At 43.5% G+C, this 25,120-nt stretch carries 29 protein-coding genes; 9 read left to right on the top strand and 20 right to left on the bottom strand.

Annotated features, from left to right (window positions below; all coding sequences use genetic code 11):
• Positions 1 to 14 precede the first annotated feature (14 nt).
• The 7 genes from J3L18_RS02800 to J3L18_RS02770 form a co-directional block, all read right to left on the bottom strand.
• Positions 15 to 818 (bottom strand): SDR family NAD(P)-dependent oxidoreductase, encoded by an 804-nt coding sequence (locus tag J3L18_RS02800; RefSeq protein ID WP_129570605.1) that lies wholly within the window; start codon positions 816 to 818, stop codon positions 15 to 17.
• Between the two features lie 28 nt (positions 819 to 846).
• The gene (locus J3L18_RS02795) at positions 847 to 1,944 is read right to left on the bottom strand and encodes an alkene reductase (RefSeq protein ID WP_129570606.1); all 1,098 of its coding nucleotides are present in this window, start codon (positions 1,942 to 1,944) and stop codon (positions 847 to 849) included.
• Positions 1,945 to 2,157: 213 nt separating this feature from the next.
• Positions 2,158 to 2,748, bottom strand: coding sequence for a TetR/AcrR family transcriptional regulator (locus J3L18_RS02790; RefSeq protein WP_129570607.1), 591 nt, complete (start codon positions 2,746 to 2,748; stop codon positions 2,158 to 2,160).
• Positions 2,749 to 2,922: 174 nt separating this feature from the next.
• Positions 2,923 to 3,507 carry a TetR/AcrR family transcriptional regulator gene (locus tag J3L18_RS02785; RefSeq protein WP_129570608.1) on the bottom strand — a complete coding sequence of 195 codons (585 nt, stop codon included), beginning with the start codon at positions 3,505 to 3,507 and terminating at the stop codon, positions 2,923 to 2,925.
• A gap of 37 nt (positions 3,508 to 3,544) precedes the next feature.
• Positions 3,545 to 4,837, bottom strand: coding sequence for a TolC family protein (locus J3L18_RS02780; RefSeq protein ID WP_129570609.1), 1,293 nt, complete (start codon positions 4,835 to 4,837; stop codon positions 3,545 to 3,547).
• 10 nt (positions 4,838 to 4,847) lie between these two features.
• Positions 4,848 to 7,955 (bottom strand): efflux RND transporter permease subunit, encoded by a 3,108-nt coding sequence (locus J3L18_RS02775; protein WP_129570610.1) that lies wholly within the window; start codon positions 7,953 to 7,955, stop codon positions 4,848 to 4,850.
• 9 nt (positions 7,956 to 7,964) lie between these two features.
• Positions 7,965 to 9,026, bottom strand: a complete 1,062-nt coding sequence (locus tag J3L18_RS02770; RefSeq protein ID WP_129570611.1) for an efflux RND transporter periplasmic adaptor subunit — start codon at positions 9,024 to 9,026, stop codon at positions 7,965 to 7,967.
• A gap of 259 nt (positions 9,027 to 9,285) precedes the next feature.
• On the opposite strand from J3L18_RS02770, the gene J3L18_RS02765 reads away from it, so the two are divergent.
• Both J3L18_RS02765 and J3L18_RS02760 read left to right on the top strand, forming a co-directional pair.
• On the top strand, positions 9,286 to 9,876 hold the full coding sequence (locus J3L18_RS02765; RefSeq protein ID WP_129570612.1) for a TetR/AcrR family transcriptional regulator: 591 nt from the start codon (positions 9,286 to 9,288) through the stop codon (positions 9,874 to 9,876).
• Positions 9,877 to 10,076: 200 nt separating this feature from the next.
• On the top strand, positions 10,077 to 10,424 hold the full coding sequence (locus tag J3L18_RS02760; RefSeq protein WP_129570613.1) for a hypothetical protein: 348 nt from the start codon (positions 10,077 to 10,079) through the stop codon (positions 10,422 to 10,424).
• A gap of 12 nt (positions 10,425 to 10,436) precedes the next feature.
• On the opposite strand, the gene J3L18_RS02755 is transcribed toward J3L18_RS02760, so the two are convergent.
• The 11 genes from J3L18_RS02755 to J3L18_RS02705 form a co-directional block, all read right to left on the bottom strand.
• Positions 10,437 to 10,730, bottom strand: coding sequence for a putative quinol monooxygenase (locus J3L18_RS02755; protein ID WP_129570614.1), 294 nt, complete (start codon positions 10,728 to 10,730; stop codon positions 10,437 to 10,439).
• 70 nt (positions 10,731 to 10,800) lie between these two features.
• The gene (locus tag J3L18_RS02750) at positions 10,801 to 11,268 is read right to left on the bottom strand and encodes a GNAT family N-acetyltransferase (protein ID WP_129570615.1); all 468 of its coding nucleotides are present in this window, start codon (positions 11,266 to 11,268) and stop codon (positions 10,801 to 10,803) included.
• Positions 11,269 to 11,286: 18 nt separating this feature from the next.
• Positions 11,287 to 12,216 (bottom strand): hypothetical protein, encoded by a 930-nt coding sequence (locus tag J3L18_RS02745; RefSeq protein ID WP_129570616.1) that lies wholly within the window; start codon positions 12,214 to 12,216, stop codon positions 11,287 to 11,289.
• A 12-nt stretch (positions 12,217 to 12,228) separates the two neighbouring features.
• Positions 12,229 to 12,672 (bottom strand): DM13 domain-containing protein, encoded by a 444-nt coding sequence (locus J3L18_RS02740; RefSeq protein WP_129570617.1) that lies wholly within the window; start codon positions 12,670 to 12,672, stop codon positions 12,229 to 12,231.
• 62 nt (positions 12,673 to 12,734) lie between these two features.
• A complete protein-coding gene (locus tag J3L18_RS02735; RefSeq protein WP_091169918.1) occupies positions 12,735 to 13,025 on the bottom strand; it encodes a hypothetical protein in 291 nt (96 codons plus the stop codon).
• Between the two features lie 252 nt (positions 13,026 to 13,277).
• On the bottom strand, positions 13,278 to 14,090 hold the full coding sequence (locus tag J3L18_RS02730) for a haloacid dehalogenase type II (RefSeq protein ID WP_129570618.1): 813 nt from the start codon (positions 14,088 to 14,090) through the stop codon (positions 13,278 to 13,280).
• A 39-nt stretch (positions 14,091 to 14,129) separates the two neighbouring features.
• On the bottom strand, positions 14,130 to 14,576 hold the full coding sequence (locus tag J3L18_RS02725) for a DMT family transporter (protein ID WP_129570619.1): 447 nt from the start codon (positions 14,574 to 14,576) through the stop codon (positions 14,130 to 14,132).
• 69 nt (positions 14,577 to 14,645) lie between these two features.
• Entirely contained in the window at positions 14,646 to 15,518 is an 873-nt protein-coding gene (locus tag J3L18_RS02720) for an alpha/beta fold hydrolase (protein ID WP_129570620.1), read from the bottom strand.
• 27 nt (positions 15,519 to 15,545) lie between these two features.
• Complete coding sequence (locus J3L18_RS02715) at positions 15,546 to 15,950, bottom strand: DoxX family membrane protein (protein WP_129570621.1); 405 nt, start codon at positions 15,948 to 15,950, stop codon at positions 15,546 to 15,548.
• Between the two features lie 39 nt (positions 15,951 to 15,989).
• Complete coding sequence (locus J3L18_RS02710) at positions 15,990 to 16,976, bottom strand: alpha/beta fold hydrolase (RefSeq protein WP_129570622.1); 987 nt, start codon at positions 16,974 to 16,976, stop codon at positions 15,990 to 15,992.
• 98 nt (positions 16,977 to 17,074) lie between these two features.
• Positions 17,075 to 17,614 (bottom strand): TetR/AcrR family transcriptional regulator, encoded by a 540-nt coding sequence (locus J3L18_RS02705; RefSeq protein ID WP_129570623.1) that lies wholly within the window; start codon positions 17,612 to 17,614, stop codon positions 17,075 to 17,077.
• Positions 17,615 to 17,879: 265 nt separating this feature from the next.
• On the opposite strand from J3L18_RS02705, the gene J3L18_RS02700 reads away from it, so the two are divergent.
• The 5 genes from J3L18_RS02700 to J3L18_RS02680 are packed head-to-tail and all read left to right on the top strand — an operon-like array spanning position 17,880 to position 21,624.
• Complete coding sequence (locus tag J3L18_RS02700) at positions 17,880 to 18,899, top strand: metallophosphoesterase family protein (RefSeq protein ID WP_129570624.1); 1,020 nt, start codon at positions 17,880 to 17,882, stop codon at positions 18,897 to 18,899.
• Between the two features lie 6 nt (positions 18,900 to 18,905).
• Entirely contained in the window at positions 18,906 to 19,439 is a 534-nt protein-coding gene (locus J3L18_RS02695; RefSeq protein ID WP_129570625.1) for a YceI family protein, read from the top strand.
• A complete protein-coding gene (locus tag J3L18_RS02690) occupies positions 19,436 to 19,840 on the top strand; it encodes a c-type cytochrome (protein WP_091169946.1) in 405 nt (134 codons plus the stop codon). The genes J3L18_RS02695 and J3L18_RS02690 overlap by 4 nt, the downstream gene beginning before the upstream one ends.
• A gap of 9 nt (positions 19,841 to 19,849) precedes the next feature.
• The gene (locus J3L18_RS02685; RefSeq protein ID WP_129570626.1) at positions 19,850 to 20,908 is read left to right on the top strand and encodes a sensor histidine kinase; all 1,059 of its coding nucleotides are present in this window, start codon (positions 19,850 to 19,852) and stop codon (positions 20,906 to 20,908) included.
• On the top strand, positions 20,905 to 21,624 hold the full coding sequence (locus tag J3L18_RS02680; protein WP_129570627.1) for a LytR/AlgR family response regulator transcription factor: 720 nt from the start codon (positions 20,905 to 20,907) through the stop codon (positions 21,622 to 21,624). The genes J3L18_RS02685 and J3L18_RS02680 overlap by 4 nt, the downstream gene beginning before the upstream one ends.
• A gap of 379 nt (positions 21,625 to 22,003) precedes the next feature.
• Here J3L18_RS02680 and J3L18_RS02675 read toward each other — a convergent pair whose 3' ends face one another.
• Together J3L18_RS02675 and J3L18_RS02670 are read right to left on the bottom strand one after the other, a co-directional pair.
• Positions 22,004 to 22,234: a hypothetical protein gene (locus tag J3L18_RS02675; RefSeq protein WP_129570628.1), complete on the bottom strand. Its 231-nt coding sequence runs from the start codon at positions 22,232 to 22,234 to the stop codon at positions 22,004 to 22,006.
• A 55-nt stretch (positions 22,235 to 22,289) separates the two neighbouring features.
• The gene (locus tag J3L18_RS02670) at positions 22,290 to 22,643 is read right to left on the bottom strand and encodes an alpha/beta fold hydrolase (RefSeq protein WP_129570629.1); all 354 of its coding nucleotides are present in this window, start codon (positions 22,641 to 22,643) and stop codon (positions 22,290 to 22,292) included.
• Between the two features lie 576 nt (positions 22,644 to 23,219).
• On the opposite strand from J3L18_RS02670, the gene J3L18_RS02665 reads away from it, so the two are divergent.
• Both J3L18_RS02665 and J3L18_RS02660 read left to right on the top strand, forming a co-directional pair.
• Positions 23,220 to 23,795 (top strand): RNA polymerase sigma-70 factor, encoded by a 576-nt coding sequence (locus J3L18_RS02665; protein WP_129570630.1) that lies wholly within the window; start codon positions 23,220 to 23,222, stop codon positions 23,793 to 23,795.
• An 87-nt stretch (positions 23,796 to 23,882) separates the two neighbouring features.
• On the top strand, positions 23,883 to 24,965 hold the full coding sequence (locus tag J3L18_RS02660) for a FecR family protein (protein ID WP_129570631.1): 1,083 nt from the start codon (positions 23,883 to 23,885) through the stop codon (positions 24,963 to 24,965).
• Positions 24,966 to 25,120 lie beyond the last annotated feature (155 nt).

Genomic DNA, 25,120 nt, shown 5'->3' with positions numbered 1-25,120 from the left:
TCCTTATTTTTGAATTATTTAGAGGCGTTGATTGATTTTAAAATAGATTTTTCGAAGATTTTATAGGCGAAATGCTGAAGCAGGAGTATGATCGACGATCCTTTGCCGACAGGGTAGCTAAATGTCGGATTTTTTTCTTTTACTGCCTTTAATAAAGCAGCCACAACCGGCGCAGGCTCCGGCGCCTTATCAAATGTGCTTTTGGTATATGAAGTAATCTTTTTCCTGAACAGGTCATAATCCCTGATATTTCCTTCCGCTACAGTCCCGCTTTCGCCGATGCTGGTTTTGAAACTCATCGGTTCAAGCATGACCACCTTGATGTTGAACTGGTTCAATTCAAACCGGAGCGATTTAAAGTAACCTTCAAGGGCATGTTTGGAAGCCGCATAATAGGCTACATAAGGAAGGCCGACTAAACCCAGCAGGGAACCGAGCGTGATTATTTTTCCGTGTTTTTGCCTCCTGAAGTAAGGCAGTAGTTCGTTTGTTAATTTGATCGTTCCCCAAAAGTTGGTTTCAAACTGCTGCTTGCCTAACTCAACGGGGGTTTCCTCTGCCAGTCCGTTAACCAGGTAACCTGCATTATTGATCAGCACATCTAAAGTTTTGATCTCACTGAACAATTGCTTGCCCAGGGATGCGATGGATCGGTCGTCATTCAGATCCAACGCCAGTAACTTAAATGGCAGTTTCGCCTGGTGTTTTTCCGGGCTCCGGCTTGTGCCGATCACCTGGTAGCCTTCTTGATGAAGCTTGTTGGCAACAAGCAGCCCGATCCCTGATGAGGCTCCTGTGACTAAAATCGTGTGTTTCATTTTGATGTCTTTTAATTATTAAAAAGCATTATTGTTCAGCCATCACCGGATAATCGGTATAACCTTTTTCGCCCGGCGTATAAAATGTTGATTGATCGGGCTGATTGAGCGGCGCGTCTGCTTTGAAGCGTTCAACTAGATCCGGATTGGCAATAAAGGGAACCCCGAATGATACCAGGTCAGCATCACTGTCGTTCAATACCTGGCTGGCTGTTGTCTTGTTAAATCCGCGGTTAATGATGATAGTGCCATCATAGAGCGGGCGGTAACGTTTGGCCACTTCTTCAATACCCCAGGGATTGCCCGATACATCGGTAAAAGGCTCGGTGAGGTGTAGGTAAGCCAGGCTATATTCATTCAATTTGGCAACGATATAATCGTGGACGGCGATAGTTTCCTCGTCGAGCATCATTCCCTGAATGCCGTGAAGAGAAGGATTTAACCTTACACCCACCCTCGTGATATCAATTACCGTGCGCAGTTCATCAAGAATGTCGAATAATATCCGCGCGCGGTTCTTTATAGTGCCGCCGTACTGATCCTGGCGTTTATTGGAGTAAAGATTAAAGAACTGGTGCAGCAGGTAGCCATTGGCGGCATGCAGTTCAACACCGTCGAACCCCGCCTCTACCGCGTTTGCGGCAGCCTGTTTAAAATCGTTAATGGTCTTTTGGATTTGCGCAGTTGTCATCTCCCTGGCATCAACCGTGTCTTTTAAGCCTTCGGGGGTGAATACTTTGGTAAGCGGATTTAATGCGGATGGCGCCAGCGGAAGTTCACCGTTAAGCAGATCAGGGTGTGATATGCGCCCTACGTGCCATAACTGGGCGAAAATTTTGCTGCCCCGCTCGTGCACCGCATCGGTAACCAGTTTCCAGCCTTCAACTTGTTGTTCGGTATAAATTCCGGGCACATTAACATACCCTACAGCCTCACGGCTGACGTAAGTTCCTTCCGTGATAATCAACCCTGCCGAGGCGCGCTGCTGGTAGTAGCGTGCTGTCAGTTCGGTTGGCACATTGCCCGGATTAGCAGACCGGCTGCGCGTCATAGGTGCCATTACTATGCGGTTGCTTAGTGCAAGGCCATTTAAATTATATGGCTCGAAAATAATTTGCTCATTCATTGTTTTAATTTCAAATAGATCAGGAAGCAGGTTTCCAACCCTGATTTTTAGTTGTTTAAATTCTATTTTATACTTTTTAGTATATTTTATTTCATTTTGATTGCTTGTATCCCTTGCTAAATCAAGTATGCGGTAGTCCGTTGAACACTTAATCTCCAATACAATCCCACTGTCTACAAAAAAGACTTTTTAGTATATTTAATATCAAAAAAATTATATTGCATAACTTTCTAACTCCGCTTTCAGGTCCCTGAGTAAACCGGCCATCGGTTTTGCAGTATTCATCGCCCTGCACATTACAACTGCACCTTCAACCGCAGCTACCGCTTTGAATGCATAGACAGCAGGATCAAGTTTGTCAGAAAATTCACCATCGGCAATGCCCTGATTTAAAATACTAACAAATATTTCCTGTCCATGGCGAATAACACCGGCTATCTTTTCTTTAACAGCCGGAAAGTTATCATCCGACTCAACTGCAATGTTAAATACAGGACATCCGCCTTTAAGGTAAGTATTCAAAGGATCTTTATAAAAATCGAGAAAGGCAAATACCTTAGCCTTCGCTGTTTTACCTTTACTAATGGTTTGTAGCATTTTCTCGCCATTAGTATTCAGCATGTGGTCAACAACCTGCAGAGCGAGGTCTTCCTTTCCTTCAAAATGACCGTAAAGGCATCCTTTTGTCAGTTTCGTGGCAGCGAGCACATCGTCTATGTTAGCACCGGATATTCCTTTCTGATTAAAGATAGGCGCCGCTGTTTCCAGGATGAATTGCTTTGTTCTTTCGGCTTTAGTAAGCATGTTAATAAATTTTACGATACAAAAATATACTAAAAAGTCTAATTAAAAATACTTTTTAGTATATTCTTAACTTTGTGATAGGAGAATGACAATCATGGTGATCCTTAAAAATATCCGAAGTGGCGCTACCTGATTTAGCCTGCTTAACAATAGGTTACATAGAGGCGTTTGCTTTTACTTGGTATAATCCGCGAGAAGCCGACGCCCATCATCGGTAATTATTCCGTTTATAAATAGCTGGAGCGCTTCAAATATATCAGCTGTTTTTTTCACAGTATTATTAAACAGGTAAAAGTCTGCCACGGATATATAGATGGCTGCTGTGGCCGGCACATCCAGACCAGTGCGGTACAATCCCATTGCAATGCCATCCGCTAAATTTGATTCAATAATTATCTTCAGATGATTAATTTTAAACTCATGGAAAGCTTTCATGGCCCTCGGGTACCTTTTCAACATCGTGTCGTTAAAAAGGTACCGTAAGGCGATCAAATGTTTAAAAAGCCCTTGTTGAAGAACCAACTCCTGTACCGGGTCATCTGCGGCATTGGTATTTGAACTGATGATGCTTTTAGATTGACCGATCAGTTGATGAACAACAGCTTCTACAAGGAGTCCCTTATTGGCAAAACATTGGTAAACGGTTTTCTTCGACATACCGGCAGCTTTCGCTACTTCATCCATTGTTACACTGATGATACCATGGTTGATAAAAAGCTCTATAGTAATATCAATCAAACGTTTTCTTTTATCTTCCATTCCCGGTTGCTAATTTGTTAACTTTTAAAGTTTCAGGTCAGGGCTGATTTTCAGTTTTGGCGGTAATATAATTATATACAGCCGACCTTACGTAAAAATCAGCAAATGCTGTAGCAACAGTGCTTGAGGCCTGCTGATAAGCAGCCTGGGCATCCAGCACCTCCGAAATGGTGGCCAAACCGGCTTTGTAATTATCCTGGTTAACTTTCAGATTTTCGGTAGCCTGTTCCAGGTTGTCTTTTGCATAGCTAATTTGTGTAAGCTGGTCCTGCATATCATACCAATAACGTATAATGCCTACTCTCAGCTGGTTTTGTCCGTCGCGGAAATCGTTTTGAGCTATTTGCTCATTGATCCTTTGCTTCTGCATCTTTTGCTTGCCTCGGCCCCATAAACCGCCGGAGATGGGAATACTCAGGGTAACAAAACTGGCAGGTGCAAAGTTGCTCCCGATCCCGCTGTTGATTGACCCTGTTTGTGATGCACTTAGACCAACTGCCAGACTCGGCAAGTTATCGCCATTGGCTAACTTGGTCTGTAGCTTCTCGCCTTCTATGCGTTTGGTCAGTAGCTGATAATTGGCATTGCGGGCCAGGTTGGTATCGGGCTGCAGGGCAGGCAATACCGGCGTGCCGTTTTTGTTAAAGGTATCCTGCATCACCATGAGCGAATCAAAGGCAATACCTGTATACATGGAAAAATCAAGCAGGGCCACCCGACGGCCGTTCTGAAGCTTGCTTTTATTAACCAGCAACCGGCTTAGCTGAACTTTTACTTTGAGCAGATCATTCCGGGCAATCAATCCGGATGCCAGCATGTCCTTTTGCATTTTCAGTACAGTGTTAAGCAATGCTTCATTGACCAGTATGGTTTTCTGCTGTTCCTGTATATTTACCAGGTTCCAGTATTTCTGCTCGGTAAGCAGTATCACAGAATCTGCCGATTGTTTTTTCCTGATCTGGCTGACCTGTAGCTGCAATGCCGCTAACTGGTTACCCGTTTTAATTTTGCCGCCGGCATAAAGGGATTCCGTACCGGTTACGCCAAACAGGTAAAAGTTATTGATACCTTTTTCCAATAATGGCGGCGCGGCCGATATGAAGTCTTTAAACCCCAATAAACCCAGCCCGGTTGCGCTGACCGATGGGAGATAATCTGACTTGGCTGCAGCGACATCGGTTTTTGCAGAGTTTATCCTCAGCTCACCATTTTTTAAAGCGTAACTGTAGGCTATGGCAGCCTGCTTGCTTTCCTGCAGGGACATGATATGCTGCTGAGCCCCGGCCTGCAGACATGTAAAAGTGAATATTGATAATAGGAATGTTTTCATGATAATGAGCTTATGCAGTTACGGATTCCGGTGTTTTGCTTTCCGGATGCTTTTGATCCTCCTTGCGGAAGAACAGCCAGTATAGCGTTGGCAACACGAATAGGGTCAGCAACATGGATAACAGTAACCCGAAACAGATCACAGTACCCAGCGGTCCCCATAAGGATGACCTGCTGATCACCATCGGTATTACGCCCACGGCCGCTGCCGAAGAGGTTAAAAAGATGGGCCGCATCCTGCGTTCGGCAGAAAGTTTTGCAGCTTCAAAAACAGATTTACCCTCATGTAATCGTAGTTCTTCCGCAAAATCTATCAGGATGATACCATTACGAACTACAATTCCGCAGAGCGCAAGTAAACCGAGGAACGACGTAAAGCCAAAGGGATAGCCCATGATAAAAAGGCCAAAAGATGCCCCCAATAAGCTTAATGGCATAGTAGTAATGCTCAACAGGGCATGTTTAAGGTGCTTAAAGTGCCATAATAAGATGAGGAATATCAATATTATACTTACCCCAAGCGCGGTACCCATTGGACCCTGGTTCTCTCCCTGCAATTCCAGTTCGCCCCCGTAACGCAGTTCAACGCCGGCGGGAAGTTTTATTTTTTCGATGGCCGGTTGCAGTTCCTGCAACACGGCATTGGCAACAGCGTCCTGGGTTACATCCATACGTACCGTCAGCGTACGTACACTGTTTCTGCGGGCAATCTGGCCATCATTCCACTCCGGGTTTACGTCTGCAACCTGTCTTAAAGGGATCAGGGATTTAGTTTGTGGCGCTACGATATTCAGGTCACGCAGGGCTGAAAGGTCAGTCCGGGACAGTTTAGGCGATTTGATCTTTACATCTACCGCGTAATTATTTTCCCAAACCTGTGTGGCTGTAATCCCTTCTGAATGCATGGCTATTGCATTAGCAATATCGCCCTTGCTTAATCCAAGCCGCGCCGCTTCTGCTGTTTTTACATCTATTTTTAGGGTTGGCTGTATCTCGTTATAATCTGTCCGGGCCCAGGTAACCTGTTTATGCGTTTTGCCGATGGCTAAAACCTGATTGGCTACCTGTTTTAAGGCTGGAATATCATTTCCGCTGATCCTTACCTCGATAGCTGCCAGCGCATTGATCATGTTTAATTGTTTCATCCGGACATAAGCAGCCGGAAACAGGTTACTGTATTTATGCTGATAGTCAACAATCACCGCTGCGGTGGCATCTTCAGATACTGTTTTGACCAGGATCTGCGCATAATTTTTTGACGGAAGATTTGGTGCATATACCGAGTGGAAACGCGGCGAACTGCTGCCGATAAAGCTGGTATAATTAAGAATGCGCTTATCCTGTTTTAATATTTTTTCCATTCCCTTCACCACGCTGTCCGTTTGCGAAAGCCTGTAACCCGATGGCAGGTAGATTTCCATTGCAAATTGGTTTCGCTCTACTTTAGGGAACAACTGTTGCGGCAATATTCCCATAATCCCTATGCCGATCACTACAGACAGTACCGCAAAAAATACGGTCAGCTTGTAGTGTTTCATAGAATTGCCGATATGGTTATTAAAGAAATCCTGTAATCGGTCCAGGAAAGATCTTTTTTCATCTGCCTTATTATGCAGCAAGCCTTTTTTGATGAACAGCGTATTGAAAAACGGCACCACCATCATAGAGATGATCAGCGACAGTGTCAGAGCGATCATAATCGTTACCGGGAACAGGCGGATAAAATCTTTTGCCGTACCGGTCATAAAAAATGCCAGGGGTACAAAGGTTGCTGATATGGCCAGCGTAGCCGTAAACACTGATGGAAACAATTCCTTGGCACTGCTAATGGCGGCATCCCAAACCGACATGCCGTGGTCCAGCTTTTCTACGTGGTTATCAATTACCACAATAGGGTCGTCAACCACAATCCCCAGCACCACGATCAACGCTGCAAGCGTAACAGTGTCCAGTTCTATACCTGTCATATACATAATACCCAGCGTTGCGGCTATAGTAATCGGTATAGTTGCCGCTGCAACTGCGGCAACCCTGAAAGGAAGCAAGAGTAAGGCAACGCACACTACGCCGATAAGCGCAAAAGCAAACTCTTTCATAAAGTGGCTGATCGAATCATCCACCACCTCAGGCTGATCGGCCAGTTTTACCAGTTGGATATCAGGCGGCAAATGCTGCTTTACTTTTTCTATATGTTCTTCCAGCTCCTTACCAAACTGTACAATGTTTTTGCCGGTGATCATTTCCAGTGATATCACGATGGATTTGGTGCCGTTGGAGGTTACGTAGCTGTCCGGCTCGTCATACTCACGTTTCAGGGTAGCCACATCACGAAGGCGCACTGAGTTGCCGCCGGGGTCCTGCCTGATGATCTGTTCAGCAAGCTCGGCCTCGGTTTTATAGTAGGTGCTCAAATGAATAGGCTCATCTACCACCTTTCCTTCTACTTTACCGGTGGCGTTAATAGCGCCATCATTTTGTAGCACATGCATCACATTATTGATCGATACCCCTTTTTGCAGCAGTTTATTATTATCTACATAAATGGTGATCTGCTCGTTCAGGTTGCCGGTATGGGATATCTTGGCAACGTCCTGTACCTGCCTCAGTTCTGCCTCGATGTCTTCTACATTACGAAGCAGTTCCTTATAGGGCCGTGTCTTTGACTCTACGGACAAAAGCATGGCAGAGGTGTTACCGAAATCACTATCGATATAGAAGCCTTTAACTTCTTTAGGAAGCTGGCTTTGCAGGATCAGCATCCCGTTTTTGATTTTGTTCCAAAACGCTTTGGTTTGGATAGCATTTTGGTTATCTGCTACCTCCACAAAGATGTACATCACGCCATCCCGGGAAAAGGAGTAGGTTTTTTTCTTGTTAACCTCGTTATTACTAAAAAGGTATTCTTCTACTTTTTTTGTCAATTGCTCTTCTACCTGTTTGGATGAAGCGCCGGGGTATTGCCCAACGATGAGGCCCTGCCTGATAGTGAAATCCGGAAATTCGTTTCGGGGCATATTGAACAGCCCGGATAGGCCGAGCAGCACCAATATGGCCGATAGCGCAAGCGGGAACACATGGTACTCCATCGCCCATGCTATTAAATTCGAGTTCTTCTTCATGATAGGCGATTATTTACTAACGATAACAGGGGTTTGATCGGCAAGCTTCTGATAGCCGGAGGTAATCACTTGTTCGTTACCTGACAGGCCTGACTTGATGGCGATACCGTTGCTGTAAAGTTGTCCGGTGGTCACATCTTTACGTACCGCTTCATTTTGGGCATTCATAATGAATAAGAAGTTGTTTCCTTTATCGTCAACCTGTACAGCCTGTACAGGTACGATGATCTCTTTAGTATCTACTGAGGTATTCCCTTTTTTATCTGCTGCGCCAAATGACACTTTACATAGCATGCCTGGCCTTAATTGGGCGCTGGTATTGGGTACGGCTATTTTTAGATTGTAATTGGCACTGCCGTTCAAAGCGAGCACGCCGACTTCGGTCACTTTACCCTGTAAAGTCTGATCGCCGAGCGCATCGATTTTTATGAATGCCGGGGTTCCGGCTTTATAGTGGTTGATCTCACTTTCAGGCACGGCGACTAGCACCTTTACCGAATGGGTATCCAATAATTGTAACACCGGCTGGCCTGGATTGGCCACCGCACCGGCTTCTGCCATTTTAGCGCCAACATATCCGCTTACCGGGGCGTAAAGATGTGTATGTGCTATATTCTGGTAGGTTGCATTAGCAGCTGAAGTCGCTTGCTCGTAATTGGACTTAGCCTCCAGCATTTTGATCTCGGCAACGCTTCCCTTTTTAAAAACCTCGCTGATACGGGTATAGTTTTCATTGGCCAGTTTAGCCTGCGCCAGTTGTGCGTTGTATTGGCTGCGGTAGGTGGTTTCATCCACAGACCCGACCAGTTGACCTTTTTTAACGTAATCACCAGTTTTGAACGGGAATGACAAAATGGTACCCGAAACCTGGAAACTCAGGTCGATCGTTTTTTCTGCTTCCAGGGTTCCGTCATAAACAATGCGATCATTGATTGCCTGGGCCTCTGCCGACAAATTAAATACTTTTACCGTGAGGGTATCAGGTCCCGGCTTCAATTTGCTGTTGTTGGAGCAGCCGGTAATCCATAGGGCAGTTAATACCGCTCCGGCCAGTGTGATCGTTGTTTTCATTGAGTTAATTGAACGTTTATTGTTTTTTTGTCGATTTTTTGTTCATAGGAAACATCAGATTTCGTTCTTTTTCTACCTTATTGGGGTGAACAATAATCCATCTTCCCGAAACCAACTTATTTTAATTTCGACAAATATACATTTTTTGTATTTGTATTTTTTCCAATTTAATTGTCATAAATTCCTTAAGTCGGGTCCTTTGCGCCCATATAATAAAAGACGACACCCGTATTGAACAAATAATGTATTTTTGTCGACTATGAAAAGAGTAGAAAATGATCAGGTGCGGGAAGAAATAGTTTTAGCTTCTGAAGCGGTTTTTGAGCGTTACGGTTATCTCCGGGTTTCCATGCAGGATATTTCTAATGAATGTAAGAAAGGCCGAAGCACCATATACCATTACTTTAAAAATAAGGAGGAAGTGCTGGATGCGGTTTGCGAGAAGATTTTTTTGAATTGCCTGGCGGAGAGCGAAGCTACCATCAGTAAAAGGCGCTCCTTTTCGGCTAATATCGAATCTTTTAATATCACCAAATTAAAGAACCTCCGTCAGATGGTCTCAAAGTACAAGTTAGCCATTGACGACTTGCGTTTAGACCCTTCAGGCTTTATATTCAAATTGAGGAGATTTGCTGAAAAAGAGGTTGCCGTTGTCAGTCAAATCATCGTATGGGGCGTCGAAAACAAGGATATTGGCGAACTGACAAAGGAAGACATTGATTTTTTGTCAGAAACATTGAATGCTGCCTTCAAAAGTTTTGAACAGGAAGTACTCGTTTTTGGAAAATTTCCGCAAAGCGACAGCCAGGTGGCCTGGTTGGCGCAGATGCTGCATAAGGGTTTGTTATAACCATTGAAACGGATTGTTGGTGCTGCTCTTCCTAATAACGGTAACAATGGCATAAACGCTGGCAACGCCATTTTTTGCTTTTTCTTTTTGATGGTTAAATGCCCACCAAAAGACTGCGATGTTTTCAACTTTTTACAGTTTTAAATTCATAAATGGTTAATTGTCTCGTCCTGCTATAGCTTGTCACTAAAGACAAGAAAATGAAAACAATTCCAGGGAAGAAAAAGAAAGTAGCGGCTGTCGTAAGACGCAAGCCATTTGACAAGGTCGAAGAACAGACCAAAATAAAGATTGTAGAAGAGATAAAAACTGGGATGATCAGTTGCTTGGGAGCCAGCCGTAAATACCGGGTTTCAAGGAATACGATAAAAGCATGGGCAGGTAAGCTTAATTTTACTACTTTTCTGAATGCAAACAGCTCTTCACCGGTTCCAGGTATGACCCAAAGTCAGGAATCAAAGTTACTCATCAAAAAAATACATGAGCTTGGTTTGAAGGGTATTACCAATTCAAGAAAATCGTTTTTATTGCCCGAAATGTATTCATAATCAGCAATCTGTTCATTTCACGGCCAACAGGTCTACCATTTCAATTAGCGGGTCGGTGGCCAAAAGGTCGGGCGCATTTGCTATTAAAGCTTGCGCTATTGGCCCGCTCAAGTGCGCAATACGCCCCTCCTCAGATTCAAATGTGTCGAAAATGCCAAAAATTGACTGGCCTAATTGCAAAGCAAACCAGGTTACCGTAAATGTTTCCTGCCGCGCTAACGATAGTGCGCTTATAATAAAATCTGCTGCCTGATGTTCTTTCCCCGGCTTTGCTTCAAGGCGTACCAACACTCCTAATTTTTCCATGCGATGTTTTTACGAGTTTAGTCGTGAACGAGCTGGAATGCTTACGGTATTTTAAAAAAATAAGCCCAATTTATCTCAGCAGCTTCCTAAGCATAGCCATGTCCGTTAGCCGGACGCCATCTTCAAATATCGGTGCTGAATAATAGGTCAAAAAGAATCCTTTTTTGATTTCAAATAATTCAAAACCTGCTCTTTTGTAAATGGCTAATTGCTTTCCGGCGATGGTAGGTGTACCAATGATTAGTTCGCGGAAACCCTGCTCCGTAGCCCTGGTCTCTGCATCTTTGAGCAACAGCTTGCCGATCCCCTGGTTCTGCCAAGCCTCGTTTACAGCGATGGCTTTTATCTCTGCGCTGCGTTCGTCAATGGGATAAAGTGCGTAAACAGCAATCACGATGCCGCCGGTTTCAGCCGCATAAATAGCCGATTGGAATATATAACGCTCAATAGCCTGCATTTCCTCATCTGCAAGCAATAAAAGTTCGTAGGGGATGGCATCTGTTTTTTTTAATAGCCGGATCGCTGTTTGATCAATCATGGTTGGATCATCATTAAGTTAAAAAGCAATTGTGTATTGAAAATTGATCACACCGCTTCTGGTCAATCCATCCGGCCTTATCTTTCTCACGATAAACGGCGTTCCGACAACAATTTCAAAACGGTTCGCATTTTTGAAAGTCTTTGTGGCGACAATGCTGCCATTTAATGTAAGCCCTTGTGATCCATCGATCGAAGTCTTGTAACCGAATTTGTTTTCATAGGTATCATCTCCAATATGATAAACCGCTGAAAGACTGGGTTTAAGCGTAAGGGAAGACTGTGGTAAGTGGATGTAATAACCAATCCGGCCAAGCAGGTCGCTTTTTCGCCTGAAATTATTGGTTGGCGCGAATTCCAGTGCCCTCGGGTCATTATATTCATCAGGGAAATACGTGCTTTTATTTATTTGTATGACAGGCAACTGTACAGCCGCATCGAATTCCCATGTCCGGTTTACGATATAGTTAACACCTGCAATGGCATCGTAAGTGCCGATACTTGCCTGGTAATCTAAAGGCAAAGGCTTGCCCTCATTATTTTTATCGTTCCCGGTGCTCACCGGGATCTTTATGCCGCCAATGAAATTAAGGCTATTGGCCGAATTTAAACGGGGTGTATAATTGAGCGTTCCGTACACATCGCCGATATTAAATGCATGCCCTAAAAAGCCAGTAGCATACGTTGCGGTTAATTTTGATTGAAAAGAAAAATGATTGTTTAAATTTACCTGGTATTGGACATAAGTATTGATCGTGCTGGTATTCTGTTCTCCTAACCCGTAATTTATGCCAAAGTCAATAGCATTTTTTTTGGGCAATGTGCCTACTGTATCTTCAATATTATTTTTCAATACGCCAAGGCTACAAAACCCTGCATCGCTGCAGCCCTGTGCAAACCCGTTTAAGGCTATTACCATGGCAATAGCAAATAGATATATAGTTTTCATGATATGCCCCGATTAAAAAGTGAGTTGTGTATAACCGAATAAATGGTGGTATTGCTGGCAGTAGATCAAAGCGTATGCGTAATCTTTCACGTTCGCTTCCGAAGGGATATCATACACCTGGTTGCCGGAAGTAGATTTTAGCGACCCAAGGTTTACAAAATGAACCGGATTTTGTTCCTGGCTGATATAAACCTTAAGATCCGGCCCGTTACTGGTAGAAAAACCCTCCAGGGCCAGTTGATATTTGCCTCCCGTTAAAAAGACCCTGGCAGTACCCGTGACGGTGCCGTATGGGCCATTGCTAAAATCGCCGCTATTGCTTGCAGGTTTAGATTGGGACGCATCAATCCTCTCATTCAAAGTAGCGGTTGGCGTACTCCCTTTTTTGCAACCCGCCAAAATCGTACATGTCAAGAGCACGATAATGCTTATTTTTAAGAAATTTGGTGTTTTCATGATGATTAATAATTATGGTTTTAGCAGTTTAGACGACATATTCCGGGAAACCTTACATCAATTTATAAGAAATCACCGGTTATGCGGCCAATGTTAAAACAATCAGCATCGATTATGTACCTTCGATAATTCACGATGCCGGCTAAAGCAACTGCCACATTACTTATTCGTCGATTGGTCAAGCCGGATAAACGCAGGCGTACTAATCCCTGGAAGGTCCCGGATTCTACGAGCGGCTGGGAATTCAGTACAGTTTCTACCGTGTTGTTATTCAGCTGTTCTGTAGGAAGCGTAGATTTTTCATCTTTTTTGCAGGCAGCAAGAGAAAAAATCACCAGGGCACCAAAGGTCATTTTTATTTGATCTTAAAATTTAATATAGAAGATCTCTCAGTTTATTCGATTCCTTTTGTTTCCTGGCATTGTTGTCGACAAAAAGCGATTGGCCTTTATTCTATTTGAATTAATGCAAGCCAGTTTTGATATGGGATGCCTCCACACTTAATGAGGCGTTCAACCGGCAGGAAGCTGTTTTTTCAAAAATCAGCCCGTTTGCCCGCTACTGCGCGAGTCAATTCCATTTCGCTAAAAGGCACGCCGTACTCGCTATTTTTTCATATAGGCGATCAGTTCCGGCAGTTCCCTCCCAACTACGTCTGCAGACACCCCCAGTTCCTCGGGAGTGCTATCGCCCCGGTTTACCCAAAATGTGGGGAAACCGAAGAATTTAGCGCCGCAGGCGTCCCAGGCACCGAAGGCCGCAAAAACGATGTCATCCTTGGGTAGTTTTAAAGTGTCGATCCCCATTTGATAGGCAGCGGGGCTCGGCTTGAAGGCACGTACCTCATCGGTGCTTAGCAGATGGTCGAAATACTGGCTGATATTGTTTTTCTTTAAGGAAGACTTAAGCATGTCCACCGTAAAGTTGGACAGAAAGGACAAGCTGATATTCATCTTTTTCAGAGTTTCCAGCCCTGCAACAACATCAGGCCAGATGTCGAGATTTAAATAGACGTTCATTAACCGCGCTTTGTTCTCATCAGTCATGGCCAAGCCTATTTTTGCTGCTGCAAACGTGAGGGCATCTTCCGTCACCCGCCAAAAATCCTTATATTGTTTGGCCGCAGTCAATATCCACGAATATTCAAATTGTTTCGTTCGCCATAGGGCAACTAATTCAGTGCTTTGGCTTCCAAACAATTCTGCGGCAAGCGCAAATACTGGTGCCGGGTTAAAAATTACAAAGCCATCAAATAAAATTGCTTTCTTCACGCTATTTGATCTTGATCCCTTCCCGGAGCCTACCGCTTTTAAGGGGATTTGTGTGGCAAGTAAGCCGGTAACGATAGTTGCGATAAACCCTCTACGGGAAAACACATTCCTGAACTCATTTTCTGATATTATTTGTTTCTTTGCCATACTTATAGGATTATTTTGTAAGTTGAAATTTTGCGAAGCCTAAAACTTTTTGATCAGTATTACGCCGGTAACCAAAAGTACGATACCACCCGCCCGAGCCCAGTTTACAGGGTGCGCAGCGTAATGCAGCCAGCCATAATGTTCTATAAGCACCGATGAGATGATTTGCCCGGCGATAAAAAAAATGATGGTATTACCCACACCAATCTTCTGGGGTACAATACTGAAGGTTAAGATGTTCATGGCGATGATAACTCCGCCAAGCCACATCACCCAATTCGTACTTAACACTTGCGCGATACCAGGCAAAGGCGTGCGGGTAACGGTTATCACCAAGCTTACTATTATCGCCGCGATTAAAAAGGCGCATAAAGTCGCCAAGTACGGACTACCCAGTGCCTTTCCCAATGCGCCGTTACTGGATGCCATAACCGGCAGGCACATCCCAACCATCATTGTAGCCGCTATATAGGAAACGTTATTCATAACTTACTTTTATAAAGTTTCCCGCACTCATCATTAGGTTTGACAAGAACGGGAAACAGGTTAATTAATCTACCGGATATTATTCCTGGTTAAAAACTCCCTTATATTCTCCGCAATCTCCGCATGATATTCCTCAAGGGCAAAATGGCTGGTGTTGTAAACATGCAGTTCGGCGTGCGGCAGGTCTGTTTTGTAAGCTTCAGCAGCAGCCAGCGGGAAGAACTGATCATTTTTACCCCAGGTGAGCAAAGTAGGCGGCAGATGGGTGCGGAAATAATTTTGCCAGTTTGCATATTCAGCCACGTTAGTGGAATAGTTATGCAACAGGTCTAGATGAATATCTATCAGTCCCGGCCTGGTTAGGTAATACAAGTCCATCACAGGGCCATCCATGTTTATTTTTTCCGGGTCTTCAGCCCCGTCAAAATAGAATATCCTGATGCCATCCAGGGTCATTAATCCTCTGATCGGTTGCTCTGTTTCAGCGTTGCGGTTTTGTAAAAACGGCATCGCCAATCCGAAAGCCGGGCCGATACCTTCCATGTAAGCATTCGCATTCTGGATGATCAATGATTGGATCAACTCGGGCCTGCGGGCGGCGATCCTGAAACCTACCGGGCCACCATAGTCAAAAGCGTATAAGCTGAATTGCTTCAAACCGATCTGGTCGATAAATTTCTCAATCGTGACTGACAGGTTATGGAACGTATATTCATATTCATCTCGAGATGGTACGTCGCTGTTTCCAAACGCCGGGTAATCCGGTGCCACCAAATGGTAATCGCCTGCCAGGTCATTAATCAGGTCGCGGAAAGAAATAGATGATGAAGGGAACCCATTCAATAGTAATATTGTAGGATTCTCTTTGCTCCCGGCCTCCCGGTAAAAAATATTGACGCCGTTTACGGTTTCATTTTTGTAGTAAATTGTTGTTTTTTTCATTTTAAAATGGTTTGATATTTATAAGAATTAAGGTTTCAGCGAGAAAAATACGTCCGCTGAAATACGGTTCAATTGCAGGTAAAACAGTAGGATGCAGTACACCAGGATATAAATCATTTGAAAAGTAACCGTGGCCCAATCCGAAACCAGGCTTTTGCCGGTAAGTAAGAGAAACATCAACAGGCAGCCCGCTATCAGTACACCCTGAGTTTCCAACCCGCATACCAGTAGCAAGCCGATACCGGTTTCCAGGTAAGGCAGGCTGTTGCCGGTGGCTATTGTAACAACGGGCGGCAAGCCTGAGCCTTCAAACTCCCTGCCCAGTGCGTTTACGAATAATGAACGGCCATTCTTAAGCCTAACCAGCCCGTGAAGCAATATGTTAAGGCCTAACCCGGCCCTTAACAGGAAAAATGCAATGTATTCGTTCATATATCATACATACCAGTCTGCTTTAATTTCACAAATAAATTATTTGATGTTGTTTTTTAACAAAAATGACCTGATGAGGCCGGCCGCTTCCTCGTGTTTTTCTTCCAGCACAAAGTGGCCGCCATTCAACAAATGAATCTCTGCCTTCGGGAGATCCTTTTTATAGGCCATTGCCCCCGCGGCTACAAAAAGCTTGTCGTTTTTACCGGAAATAACCAGGGTCAATGGCTGGTATTTCTTAAAATAGGCCTGCCATGTTGCATATAAGGGCAAATTAGTACCGTAGTTTCGGAACAAAGCAAGCTGTATATCCTGGTTGCCCGGCCTGTTCAAATAATATTGATCGGTGATGTAGCTGTCGGGGTCTATTTCCGACACATCTTCCGCACCATCGGTGTATTGCCATTTGGTTCCTTCTATGCTTAAGAACCCTTTAACCGGGCCAATAGTGGATTCGCCGGGGGTTTGAATATAGGCCACTAAAGGCTTCAGTGCATCACCCAATCCTTCGGTGTAGGCGTTAGCGTTTTGCACGATGATGGACTGGATCAATCCGGGCCTTGCACTTGCGATGCGAAAGCCTACAGGGCCACCATAATCCTGCACGTAAAGGCTAAATTGCTTTAAACCCAGCGCGTCGATAAAATGGTTCATGGTTGCAGCCAGGTTATCAAACGTATAGTTGTATGCTGTTGGCTCCGGCGCACTGCTTTGTCCAAAGCCCGGATAATCCGGCGCGATCAAATGATAGTTAGGGGCAAGGTCCCTGATCAGGTCGCGAAACATGTGGGAAGAAGATGGAAAGCCATGTAGCAATAAAATGGTGGGTTTGCTTTTATCTCCGGCCTCCCGGTAAAAGATGTCTAAACCATCCACTTTTATGGTCCAGAAATACACGCCTGCAGTACCATTTACTTTAGCTGCTTGATGAGCCGCCTGTTTCGCTTGAGTTGCTGCATGTACTACAGGGCTTGAATTAAATACACTGCCCAGCAATAGCGAGGCGACGATGATCTTTGTTTTCATTCTTTTTATTTGTTTATTGATAATAACAAACAGACAAGTCTGTTTTAATTAAGTTAAATTTTTTTTCAATTCGGCTGCCGTAGTTGGCTGATGTTTAGTTATAAGATTTTTTCTACCAGTGTTTTCGCTGTCTGAATTGGCCAGGCATTGCCGTGTACCTTGTTGGTGATCAGTGCACCGTCGAATAGCATATACAATTCGTCCGCCAGTTTTTCCTTATGTACGGGCCTCAATATATCTGCAAACATGGCCCTTACACCATCTTTTTGTTTGCGTATGATTTCCCGTACCCTTTCGCTGTCAACCGGCAGTTCCGAAACAATATTCAGGAAATTACAGCCATAATACTCCGGCTGCACGGATACCTCCGCTAAAAAGTCAAACACGGCGAGTACCTTTTCCTTCGGTGCTTCAAATTTTTCAGCTTCGGCTTTCAGTGCAGCATTGGTTTCTGCCCCCTTTACAGTGAGGTATTCTACCAGCAAATCTTCCTTTGAATGGAAATGCTGGTATAAGGATGCTTTCGCAACCCCTGCCTCTTCAATAATTTGGTTAATGCCGGTGGCATTATAGCCTTGCTTATAAAACAATCTGGATGCGGTTTCTACGATCTGGTTTCTTACGGCACTTGTTTTCATGGCACAAATGTAAAAATTAATTTTAACATACAGACAGGTTTGTATGTTTTTATTTTTTGTATGACGCTAAGTTGTTGTTTGTCTAAAAGATCAGTAATCTGGGAGACGCTCATTAATCACCTTACGGCAGTAATTTCCTTTTAGATAACAATCCGGGAATATTAAGGAAACTGTATTCATCAAGAATATTTCCCGATTGGTGTAAAATTTTGCGAAAGTGGTTTTTGTTGATGGTACTTCGTACAAAATAAATAAAACAAAGATCATGAAAAACCATTTTCACAACGGGGATGAACACACCCCGCAAGCAAATAACGATGGTATTGACCGCAGAGGTTTCCTTGAATGCATGGCATGGGCCGGTACCGGTGTGCTTTGGATGATGTCGGGCGGCATATTAAAATCGTATGGGATGAGCCAGATGATAGATAAAACGACCGGGACCTTGCAAAAAGGGCTTGTTATGCCGAAATCTGATTTCAGTTTTGTGCAGATCAGCGACAGCCATATCGGCTTTACCAAGCCGGCCAATACAGATGTGGTAGGGACACTAAATGCCGCCATCTCCAAAATCAATACCATGCCGGTAACGCCATCTTTTGTATTACATACCGGCGACCTGACCCATCTGGCACAGGCTGATGAGTTTGATACGCTCGAACAATCGTTAAAAAGCGTAAAAACTGAAAAGGTTTTTTATGTGCCCGGCGAACATGATGTTACCGATAACGGCAAGCTATACCTGGAACGCTACGGTAAAGGCACACTTGGCGACGGATGGTACAGCTTTGATTCGCACGGCGTTCACTTCATTGGCCTTAATAACGTAACTAACCATGTAGATGGCGGATTGGGTTATATCGGTGCTGCCCAGTTAAAATGGCTGGAGGCAGACCTGAAGCCGCTATCAAACAGTACGCCTATTGTGGTATTCGCCCATATTCCGCTTTGGGCCATTTATCCGCAATGGGGTTGGGGAACAGATGACAGCGGACAGGCCCTGACTTTATTAAAACGCTTCGGTTCGGTGTCGGTATTGAATGGGCATATCCATCAAACCATTCAAAAAGTTGAAGGTAATATTACTTTTCATACGGCCAATTCTACCGCGTTCCCGCAACCCGCACCCGGCGCGGCACCATCACCGGGGCCAATGAAAGTTCCTGCTGATAAACTGCGTAGCTTTCTGGGTCTAACCAGCGTTAATTATGTGGAACACAACCATACCCTGGCTATAACAGATACGCCGCTGATATTGGCAGAATCCATGATCGAACAGAAATAACCTGAGATGATAAAAAAAATCATATTACTGATACTGATAGCCGGTGTGTCAAAAACCAGCCTGGCCCAATACAAACCCGTTGAAGCAGCATCATCCTTAAAGTTCACCATCAAAAATCTGGGCTTTAGCGTTGAGGGGACTTTTAGCGGCTTTGATGGGACCATCAACTTCGACCCTCAAAACCCGTCGGGCAGCAAAATCGACGTAACCATTAACGCTGCTACTGTAAATACAGATAACAGTCTGCGGGACGAACATTTGAAACGGGAAGGCTATTTTGACATTAAAAATAACCCGAGGATCAGAATGGAATCTAACAAGATCACGGCTACCGGGAAAGCCACATACCAGTTTAATGGTTTGCTGACTATAAAAGGAAAATCGCAAACCGTAACATTCCCATTCATGGCAGAACCTTTAGGAGATGGTTATGCCTTTAAGGGTTCGTTTAAAATGAAACGGAAAGATTTTAGCCTGGGAGGAACAAGCACCGTGTCTGATGAGGTGGAGGTAAACATTAACCTGATCGCAAAAAAATGAAGAAATTCCTAACGATAGTAAGCCTTGCCCTGCCCGTGTTTTTAACCGCTGCGGCCACCATCAGGTCTTCCGATAGTGCTAAATATACCAATTTGAAAGTCCTGCCTAAGAACATCAGTTCGCGAGACTTGCAAAGTATCATGGCTGACGATTTTGAAGATGGTCTGGGTGTAAGTTGCGGCTTTTGCCATGCTAATGCCCCGGATGGACATGGCCTTGATTTTGCCAGTGATGCCAAGCCCGAAAAGGCCATAACCCGTACCATGATGCGCATGACGCTCGACCTGAATAAGCGCTGGCTGCAAAACAAACACCCGCGATTGGGAGACCCGGCTCTTGTTGTACAATGCAGCACCTGCCATAAAGGGCAGGCCTTCCCAGATGGGGCAGAACCGCAATAGAAAAATTAAATGTCTTTTTGTTACCTTACTTGTAATTTGAACCCGGTATTGAAGATCAGTAAAATAATATATCATCTTTTGTTTTGGGCGCTGGCCTACTTTTTTTGGATATTTATTTTCAGAAACGGGGCGCTGGTGCTTACCCATACCATTACCATACAGTTTTGTTATCTGGCGTTTATATCGGCAAACTACTATTTTAACGCGCTGTACACCATACCCAGATTGCTTAACAAAAAACGGTATGTAAAATTCGGTATCCTGTTTATTGGTGGCATCGTGCTTACTGCGCTTATCCGCATACCAGTATCCATACTGGTGGTTACCTATATTTTTAAAGTGCCAACCCCACATTTCGATTTGTTGACCATTTTTGTTGACTCGTTCATCAATATCCTGTTTTGGGTACTTTGTATACTCGCCGCAAAAATGGTGATCGAAAAGACCCGTTCTCAGATCTATATCGAGCAGATAGAGAAAGAGAAAGCAACCAATGAACTGAATTTTTTAAGGGCTCAGTTTAATCCACATTTTTTATTCAACTCCATCAATTCTATTTACGGTCATATCGATAAATCGAACAAAGATGCCCGAGGTATGCTACTGGTTTTTTCTGAAATGCTGCGCTACCAATTATATGAATGTAATGTAGAGCAAATAGAACTGAACAGGGAACTGAACTACATCCGCAATTACATCGCTATGCAAAAAAGCCGGATTGATGAGCGGATCGCCGTTTCCTTCAACATTGGCGAAATCAACGGTAATATTCAGGTTGCGCCTTTGCTGCTGATCACCTTTATTGAAAATGCGTTCAAATACGTGGGCTTTAACGAGTGCACGGCAAACCGCATCGACATCAATTTAAACTACAGCAGCGGCAGGTTGATATTTTCGATATCCAATACCAGGGATGCCTTCATCAATCAGCTGCCAACGGTTGCCTCCGGCTTAGGTATAGCCAATGCCCAAAGACGTCTCGAACTGCTTTATCCCGGCAAACATGAACTGCTTATAGTGGATAAAGAAGACACTTATGAAATTATTCTAACACTTTTCGATCTATGAAACTTAACTGCCTGATCATTGACGATGAACCTATTGCCCGTAAATTACTGCAGGAATATATCGAAGAAACAGATTTTTTGGTTTTGGTGGGTACTGCCGAAAATCCATTGAAGGCAGCAGGACTGGTTAACCAGTTGGAGGTAGACCTGATATTCCTGGATATCAATATGCCCAAAATGAATGGGTTAGATTTTTTACGGTCATCCGTAAATTTACCCATGGTAATCATGACCACGGCTTACGGCCAATATGCGTTGGATGGATTTGAAATGGCTGTTGTAGACTACTTAGTAAAGCCCTTTAGCCTCGAACGTTTTTTAAAAGCCACTCAAAAAGCGCTGGAGTTAAAATCGCTTAAACAAAAAAAGACGTCTTATACAGACGCGAAGCCAGATCATTTTTTTGTTAAGTGTGAAGGCAAAATAGAAAAAATTTTATATGCCGAGCTGAATTATATAGAAGCGATGGCAAATTACCTTACGCTATATACAAACGGAGGTAAATTTGTTGTGTATCTCACCATTAAAGGCATCCTGGAGAAACTGCCGGCCGACAAATTTATGCAGGTGCACAAAAGCCATATCGTTAACCTAAATAACGTGCAAACCATTGAAGGCAATATGCTAAGGCTGGGCGGGGTTAAAATCACAATTGGTTTAAACTTTCACGACGCAGTAATGCAGCGTCTCTTAAGGGACAAATTCATCAAGCGATAGCTTCACAAAGCATCTCAGCAGGATGCACAGCCCGCGGCCGATTATTTTAGGGCTGTGCTTTTAAAAACAAAGTTTACTTGATACCCTTACTTGGTAACAACGACCGGATATAAGCCGTAATCTCGGTATGGTATTCCACCAGTGCAAAATGCCCGCCATTCAATAAATGCACTTCCGCGCTTTTCAGGTCCTTTAGATAAGCTAAAGCCCTGGGAAAGTTTAATATCGGGTCGTTTTGCCCCCTACAATTAGCACAGGCGGCCGATGCTGGCGAAGGTATCGCTGCCAGTCGGGATATTTTGTTAAATTGGTATGGTAGTTTTGAAACAGCGCATTTTGGATGGGCTCGTTTTCTTCCCTTTGATAAATTGATAGTCCATTAAATAAGCATCGGGATTGATATGAGCGGGCTTAGCTGCAACCTCGGTGTATTTTGTACCTTGATGCCTTCAGATGAAATGATGGATTTAAGGATATTTTCAACCTCAGCCTTATCGCCAACATCTTCCATTGTCATTATCTTTTTAAAGCCGCTGCCTAATCCCTCACTGTAAGCATTTACATTCTGAACAATTAGCGCGCTTATCCACTCCGGATGTTTTACCGCCAAACGGAAACCTATAGCCGCCCCGTAATCCTGCGTGTATAAACTAAAGTGTTTTAGGTTAATTTGGCCTATAAAAATCCTCCATCACAGCGGCCATGTTATCAAATGAGTAATCAAACCCATACACCGGCGGCCGCCTGCTTAAGCCAAAGCCCGGATAATCAGGTGCGATTAAATGGTAGTCGGCTACGAGGTCATTTATAATATCCCGGTACATAAAGGACGAATATGAGAAGCCGTGCAGGGCTTTGTCCGGAACTGTTATGCCCAGATCGATAACCCGGATGTGGAGTACCAGCGGTACCGGCTTTATTTTCTTTCCTCCTATGAACGGATAGACGACCTGGAAATATTCGGGAAGCACTAAAATCTGCACTACAACCATCAGGAAGCCGTAAATGTGTTCAATCAATCTCCCGCTGTCAGTACAAAAGCAGCGTAAAATCGCTTCAAAAGCCCTTAAATCAAATAATTTAGGGGCTTTTTCTTTTAAATTCCCTCCAAAAGATTTATTCGTGTCAGGCAGAATTATTTACACGTGAGAGGATGTTTTAACACTCCCTAATTAATGAAAGTGCCAGTAACAACTTACTTCAAGCCTTTATTAATTATAAATATAACAATTAATAAACTATATATTAAATTTCTATTGCAATTCATTTATTATTGAAACTACAGCTGGATGCCCACTTTCAATATTGAATCGCAAAGACTATGTATACTTCTATTTCGAAGGTATTTGCCGCTTGGTCGAATCTTCGTTAAATATAATTCGTGCGAAATCCCTTGATTAAAAGCCAGTTGATTTACTTATTTGACATAGCCACGTCAATGCCTCGTTAAATCTTCCTGAAATTTTTGAGTATAACAATCCTGTTCTGCTGTCTTATTTAATAATCACAGGTCAGACCCTGCCAAAACCAACACTATAACCAATTATAATAATATGCATCAGTTGGGAAGCATCCCAGGATGTTAGGATATCAGTATGAACGAAACCAATATTCAGGACTTGCTACAGAAATTAGCTTTTGAAGATGATCAGCAGGCTTTCAAGGTGCTATATTTTCAATACTATAAGAGGTTATATAACCTTGCCTCTTTTTATGTGCGATCTGCCGAGGCTACGGAAGAAGTAGTGAATGATACCTTTATTTCGATCTGGTCACGGAGGAAACTTTTGGCAGACATCACTGACTTCACTTCTTATATCTATAAAGCGGTAAAAAATAAATCGCTGAATTTCCTGAAACAAAGAAACTTCCCAATACATTTTAACCTCGACGATATCAAGACAGAAATTGAAGATGTTGCCCTGAATATCGAGGATCAAATGATAGTGGCAGACTTCCAGCTTTTGATTGAACATGCGGTTAATAACCTGCCCGCGCAATGCAGATTGGTATTTAAAATGATTAAAGAAGATGGCCTTCCGCACAAGGAAGTTGCCGAGCTTCTGAATTTATCCGTAAGAACCATCGAATACCATATGAGCATTGCCCTGAAAAAACTATCAGAAAGCCTGAATTACAAAAAAAATGCTCCCCAGGTTTCCTCCAAATAACCGCATCTTTTCATTTTATTAAAAAATATTTTTCATCCTTCCCCGTGCCGGGCCATTTTTGGTTGTCTATAAGATTAGAAAACACTTATGGTCAACAATACCTGGATACTTATTTATAAAAAGCTGAATAACACAGCAACCCCGGCGGAACTGGAAGAGATCGACCAGATCTTAAAGGACGATGACGGGGCACAATATCCTATAGCCATGCTGGAGCATCTTTGGCGATCATATCCGATATCAAAAGGATGTGATAATGAGCCAAAGGAAGAACAATGGGTACAACTGCAGGCCCAGCTAAATAACGTGCCTGCTGTTTCTGCTGAAGATGGATACGGAGCCGAAACGATCAAATCGATCCATCGCGGCCGGCTCAAATACATATTGATAGCGGCAGCGGCTGTCATTTTATTTTGCAGCAGCATAGCATTGATCTATTTCAGGTCAACCGACAAAAAAAACGGGATCTGTGAGATCAAGGTACCCATGGGGGGGATGACAAACATACAGTTACCCGATGGCAGTACGGTTGTCCTGAATGCAGGCAGCAAGCTTACCTATAAAAACATATTTGATGCCAGGCACCGGGAAATAACCCTGTCGGGCGAAGCCTTTTTCGATATTGTTAAAGACCCGGCACACCCGTTCATAATAACAACGCCAACAATAAAAATCAGGGTTTTGGGTACCCGGTTCAACGTCAGATCATATCCGGGTGATAAAACCTCCGAAGCTGCTTTGATACGTGGTATTATTGAGCTTACTGTATTGAAAAATCCCGACCGGCAAATAATTTTAAAGCCGTCGGAGAAACTGACCGTGTTCAATCAACCGTTTGAAACATCGGCATCAAGGCATTGGTCAACCGATACCACATCAAAAGCGATAGTTGAGCTCAGTGAAATCCACCAGAGCAAAAGGGATTCTTTACCTGCAGAAGCCGGATGGATCAAAAATAAAGTAGCTTTTGACACCATGGAATTTGGGGAGGTAGCAAAAATGATGGAGCGGAAATACAGCACCACCATCCTTTTTAAAAAGGAAGAATTGAAAAAGTTGACCCTAACCGGAAAATTTGAAAATATAACGCTTGACAAGGCGCTGCAGCAGCTTAAGCTAACAAGCAATTTCAATTATCAAATTATAAATAACCAGGTTTTCATTTATTAAATTTTAAACATGCGTATGATAAAATAACAGACCAGCGATAAAAAAGAACGGGAAATGCTTCCAACATTCCCCGTCAAATGGTACATAACTACCAGTCCGTCTTAATAAACCAATTAGTTAAATACCCTTGATACTAAATTATGAAAAAAAATCAA

Source organism: Mucilaginibacter gossypii, from assembly GCF_017569325.2.
GTDB lineage: Bacteria > Bacteroidota > Bacteroidia > Sphingobacteriales > Sphingobacteriaceae > Mucilaginibacter > Mucilaginibacter gossypii.
This window is presented reverse-complemented; position numbering and strand designations above follow the sequence as displayed.

Excerpts from the sequence above, each read along its gene's own strand:
- J3L18_RS02745 (WP_129570616.1), bottom strand. The coding sequence starts at position 12,216 with ATGAAAACTATATATCTATTTGCTATTGCCATGGTAATAGCCTTAAAC.
- J3L18_RS02775 (WP_129570610.1), bottom strand. The coding sequence starts at position 7,955 with ATGAAGAAGAACTCGAATTTAATAGCATGGGCGATGGAGTACCATGTG.
- J3L18_RS02760 (WP_129570613.1), top strand. The coding sequence starts at position 10,077 with ATGAAAACAATTCCAGGGAAGAAAAAGAAAGTAGCGGCTGTCGTAAGA.
- J3L18_RS02795 (WP_129570606.1), bottom strand. The coding sequence starts at position 1,944 with ATGAATGAGCAAATTATTTTCGAGCCATATAATTTAAATGGCCTTGCA.
- J3L18_RS02695 (WP_129570625.1), top strand. The coding sequence starts at position 18,906 with ATGATAAAAAAAATCATATTACTGATACTGATAGCCGGTGTGTCAAAA.
- J3L18_RS02715 (WP_129570621.1), bottom strand. The coding sequence starts at position 15,950 with ATGAACGAATACATTGCATTTTTCCTGTTAAGGGCCGGGTTAGGCCTT.
- J3L18_RS02705 (WP_129570623.1), bottom strand. The coding sequence starts at position 17,614 with ATGAAAACAAGTGCCGTAAGAAACCAGATCGTAGAAACCGCATCCAGA.
- J3L18_RS02785 (WP_129570608.1), bottom strand. The coding sequence starts at position 3,507 with ATGGAAGATAAAAGAAAACGTTTGATTGATATTACTATAGAGCTTTTT.
- J3L18_RS02660 (WP_129570631.1), top strand. The coding sequence starts at position 23,883 with ATGGTCAACAATACCTGGATACTTATTTATAAAAAGCTGAATAACACA.
- J3L18_RS02720 (WP_129570620.1), bottom strand. The coding sequence starts at position 15,518 with ATGAAAAAAACAACAATTTACTACAAAAATGAAACCGTAAACGGCGTC.
- J3L18_RS02685 (WP_129570626.1), top strand. The coding sequence starts at position 19,850 with ATGTCTTTTTGTTACCTTACTTGTAATTTGAACCCGGTATTGAAGATC.
- J3L18_RS02790 (WP_129570607.1), bottom strand. The coding sequence starts at position 2,748 with ATGCTTACTAAAGCCGAAAGAACAAAGCAATTCATCCTGGAAACAGCG.
- J3L18_RS02680 (WP_129570627.1), top strand. The coding sequence starts at position 20,905 with ATGAAACTTAACTGCCTGATCATTGACGATGAACCTATTGCCCGTAAA.
- J3L18_RS02725 (WP_129570619.1), bottom strand. The coding sequence starts at position 14,576 with ATGAATAACGTTTCCTATATAGCGGCTACAATGATGGTTGGGATGTGC.
- J3L18_RS02750 (WP_129570615.1), bottom strand. The coding sequence starts at position 11,268 with ATGATTGATCAAACAGCGATCCGGCTATTAAAAAAAACAGATGCCATC.
- J3L18_RS02755 (WP_129570614.1), bottom strand. The coding sequence starts at position 10,730 with ATGGAAAAATTAGGAGTGTTGGTACGCCTTGAAGCAAAGCCGGGGAAA.
- J3L18_RS02740 (WP_129570617.1), bottom strand. The coding sequence starts at position 12,672 with ATGAAAACACCAAATTTCTTAAAAATAAGCATTATCGTGCTCTTGACA.
- J3L18_RS02735 (WP_091169918.1), bottom strand. The coding sequence starts at position 13,025 with ATGACCTTTGGTGCCCTGGTGATTTTTTCTCTTGCTGCCTGCAAAAAA.
- J3L18_RS02730 (WP_129570618.1), bottom strand. The coding sequence starts at position 14,090 with ATGGCAAAGAAACAAATAATATCAGAAAATGAGTTCAGGAATGTGTTT.
- J3L18_RS02765 (WP_129570612.1), top strand. The coding sequence starts at position 9,286 with ATGAAAAGAGTAGAAAATGATCAGGTGCGGGAAGAAATAGTTTTAGCT.
- J3L18_RS02700 (WP_129570624.1), top strand. The coding sequence starts at position 17,880 with ATGAAAAACCATTTTCACAACGGGGATGAACACACCCCGCAAGCAAAT.
- J3L18_RS02710 (WP_129570622.1), bottom strand. The coding sequence starts at position 16,976 with ATGAAAACAAAGATCATCGTCGCCTCGCTATTGCTGGGCAGTGTATTT.
- J3L18_RS02690 (WP_091169946.1), top strand. The coding sequence starts at position 19,436 with ATGAAGAAATTCCTAACGATAGTAAGCCTTGCCCTGCCCGTGTTTTTA.
- J3L18_RS02800 (WP_129570605.1), bottom strand. The coding sequence starts at position 818 with ATGAAACACACGATTTTAGTCACAGGAGCCTCATCAGGGATCGGGCTG.
- J3L18_RS02665 (WP_129570630.1), top strand. The coding sequence starts at position 23,220 with ATGAACGAAACCAATATTCAGGACTTGCTACAGAAATTAGCTTTTGAA.
- J3L18_RS02770 (WP_129570611.1), bottom strand. The coding sequence starts at position 9,026 with ATGAAAACAACGATCACACTGGCCGGAGCGGTATTAACTGCCCTATGG.
- J3L18_RS02780 (WP_129570609.1), bottom strand. The coding sequence starts at position 4,837 with ATGAAAACATTCCTATTATCAATATTCACTTTTACATGTCTGCAGGCC.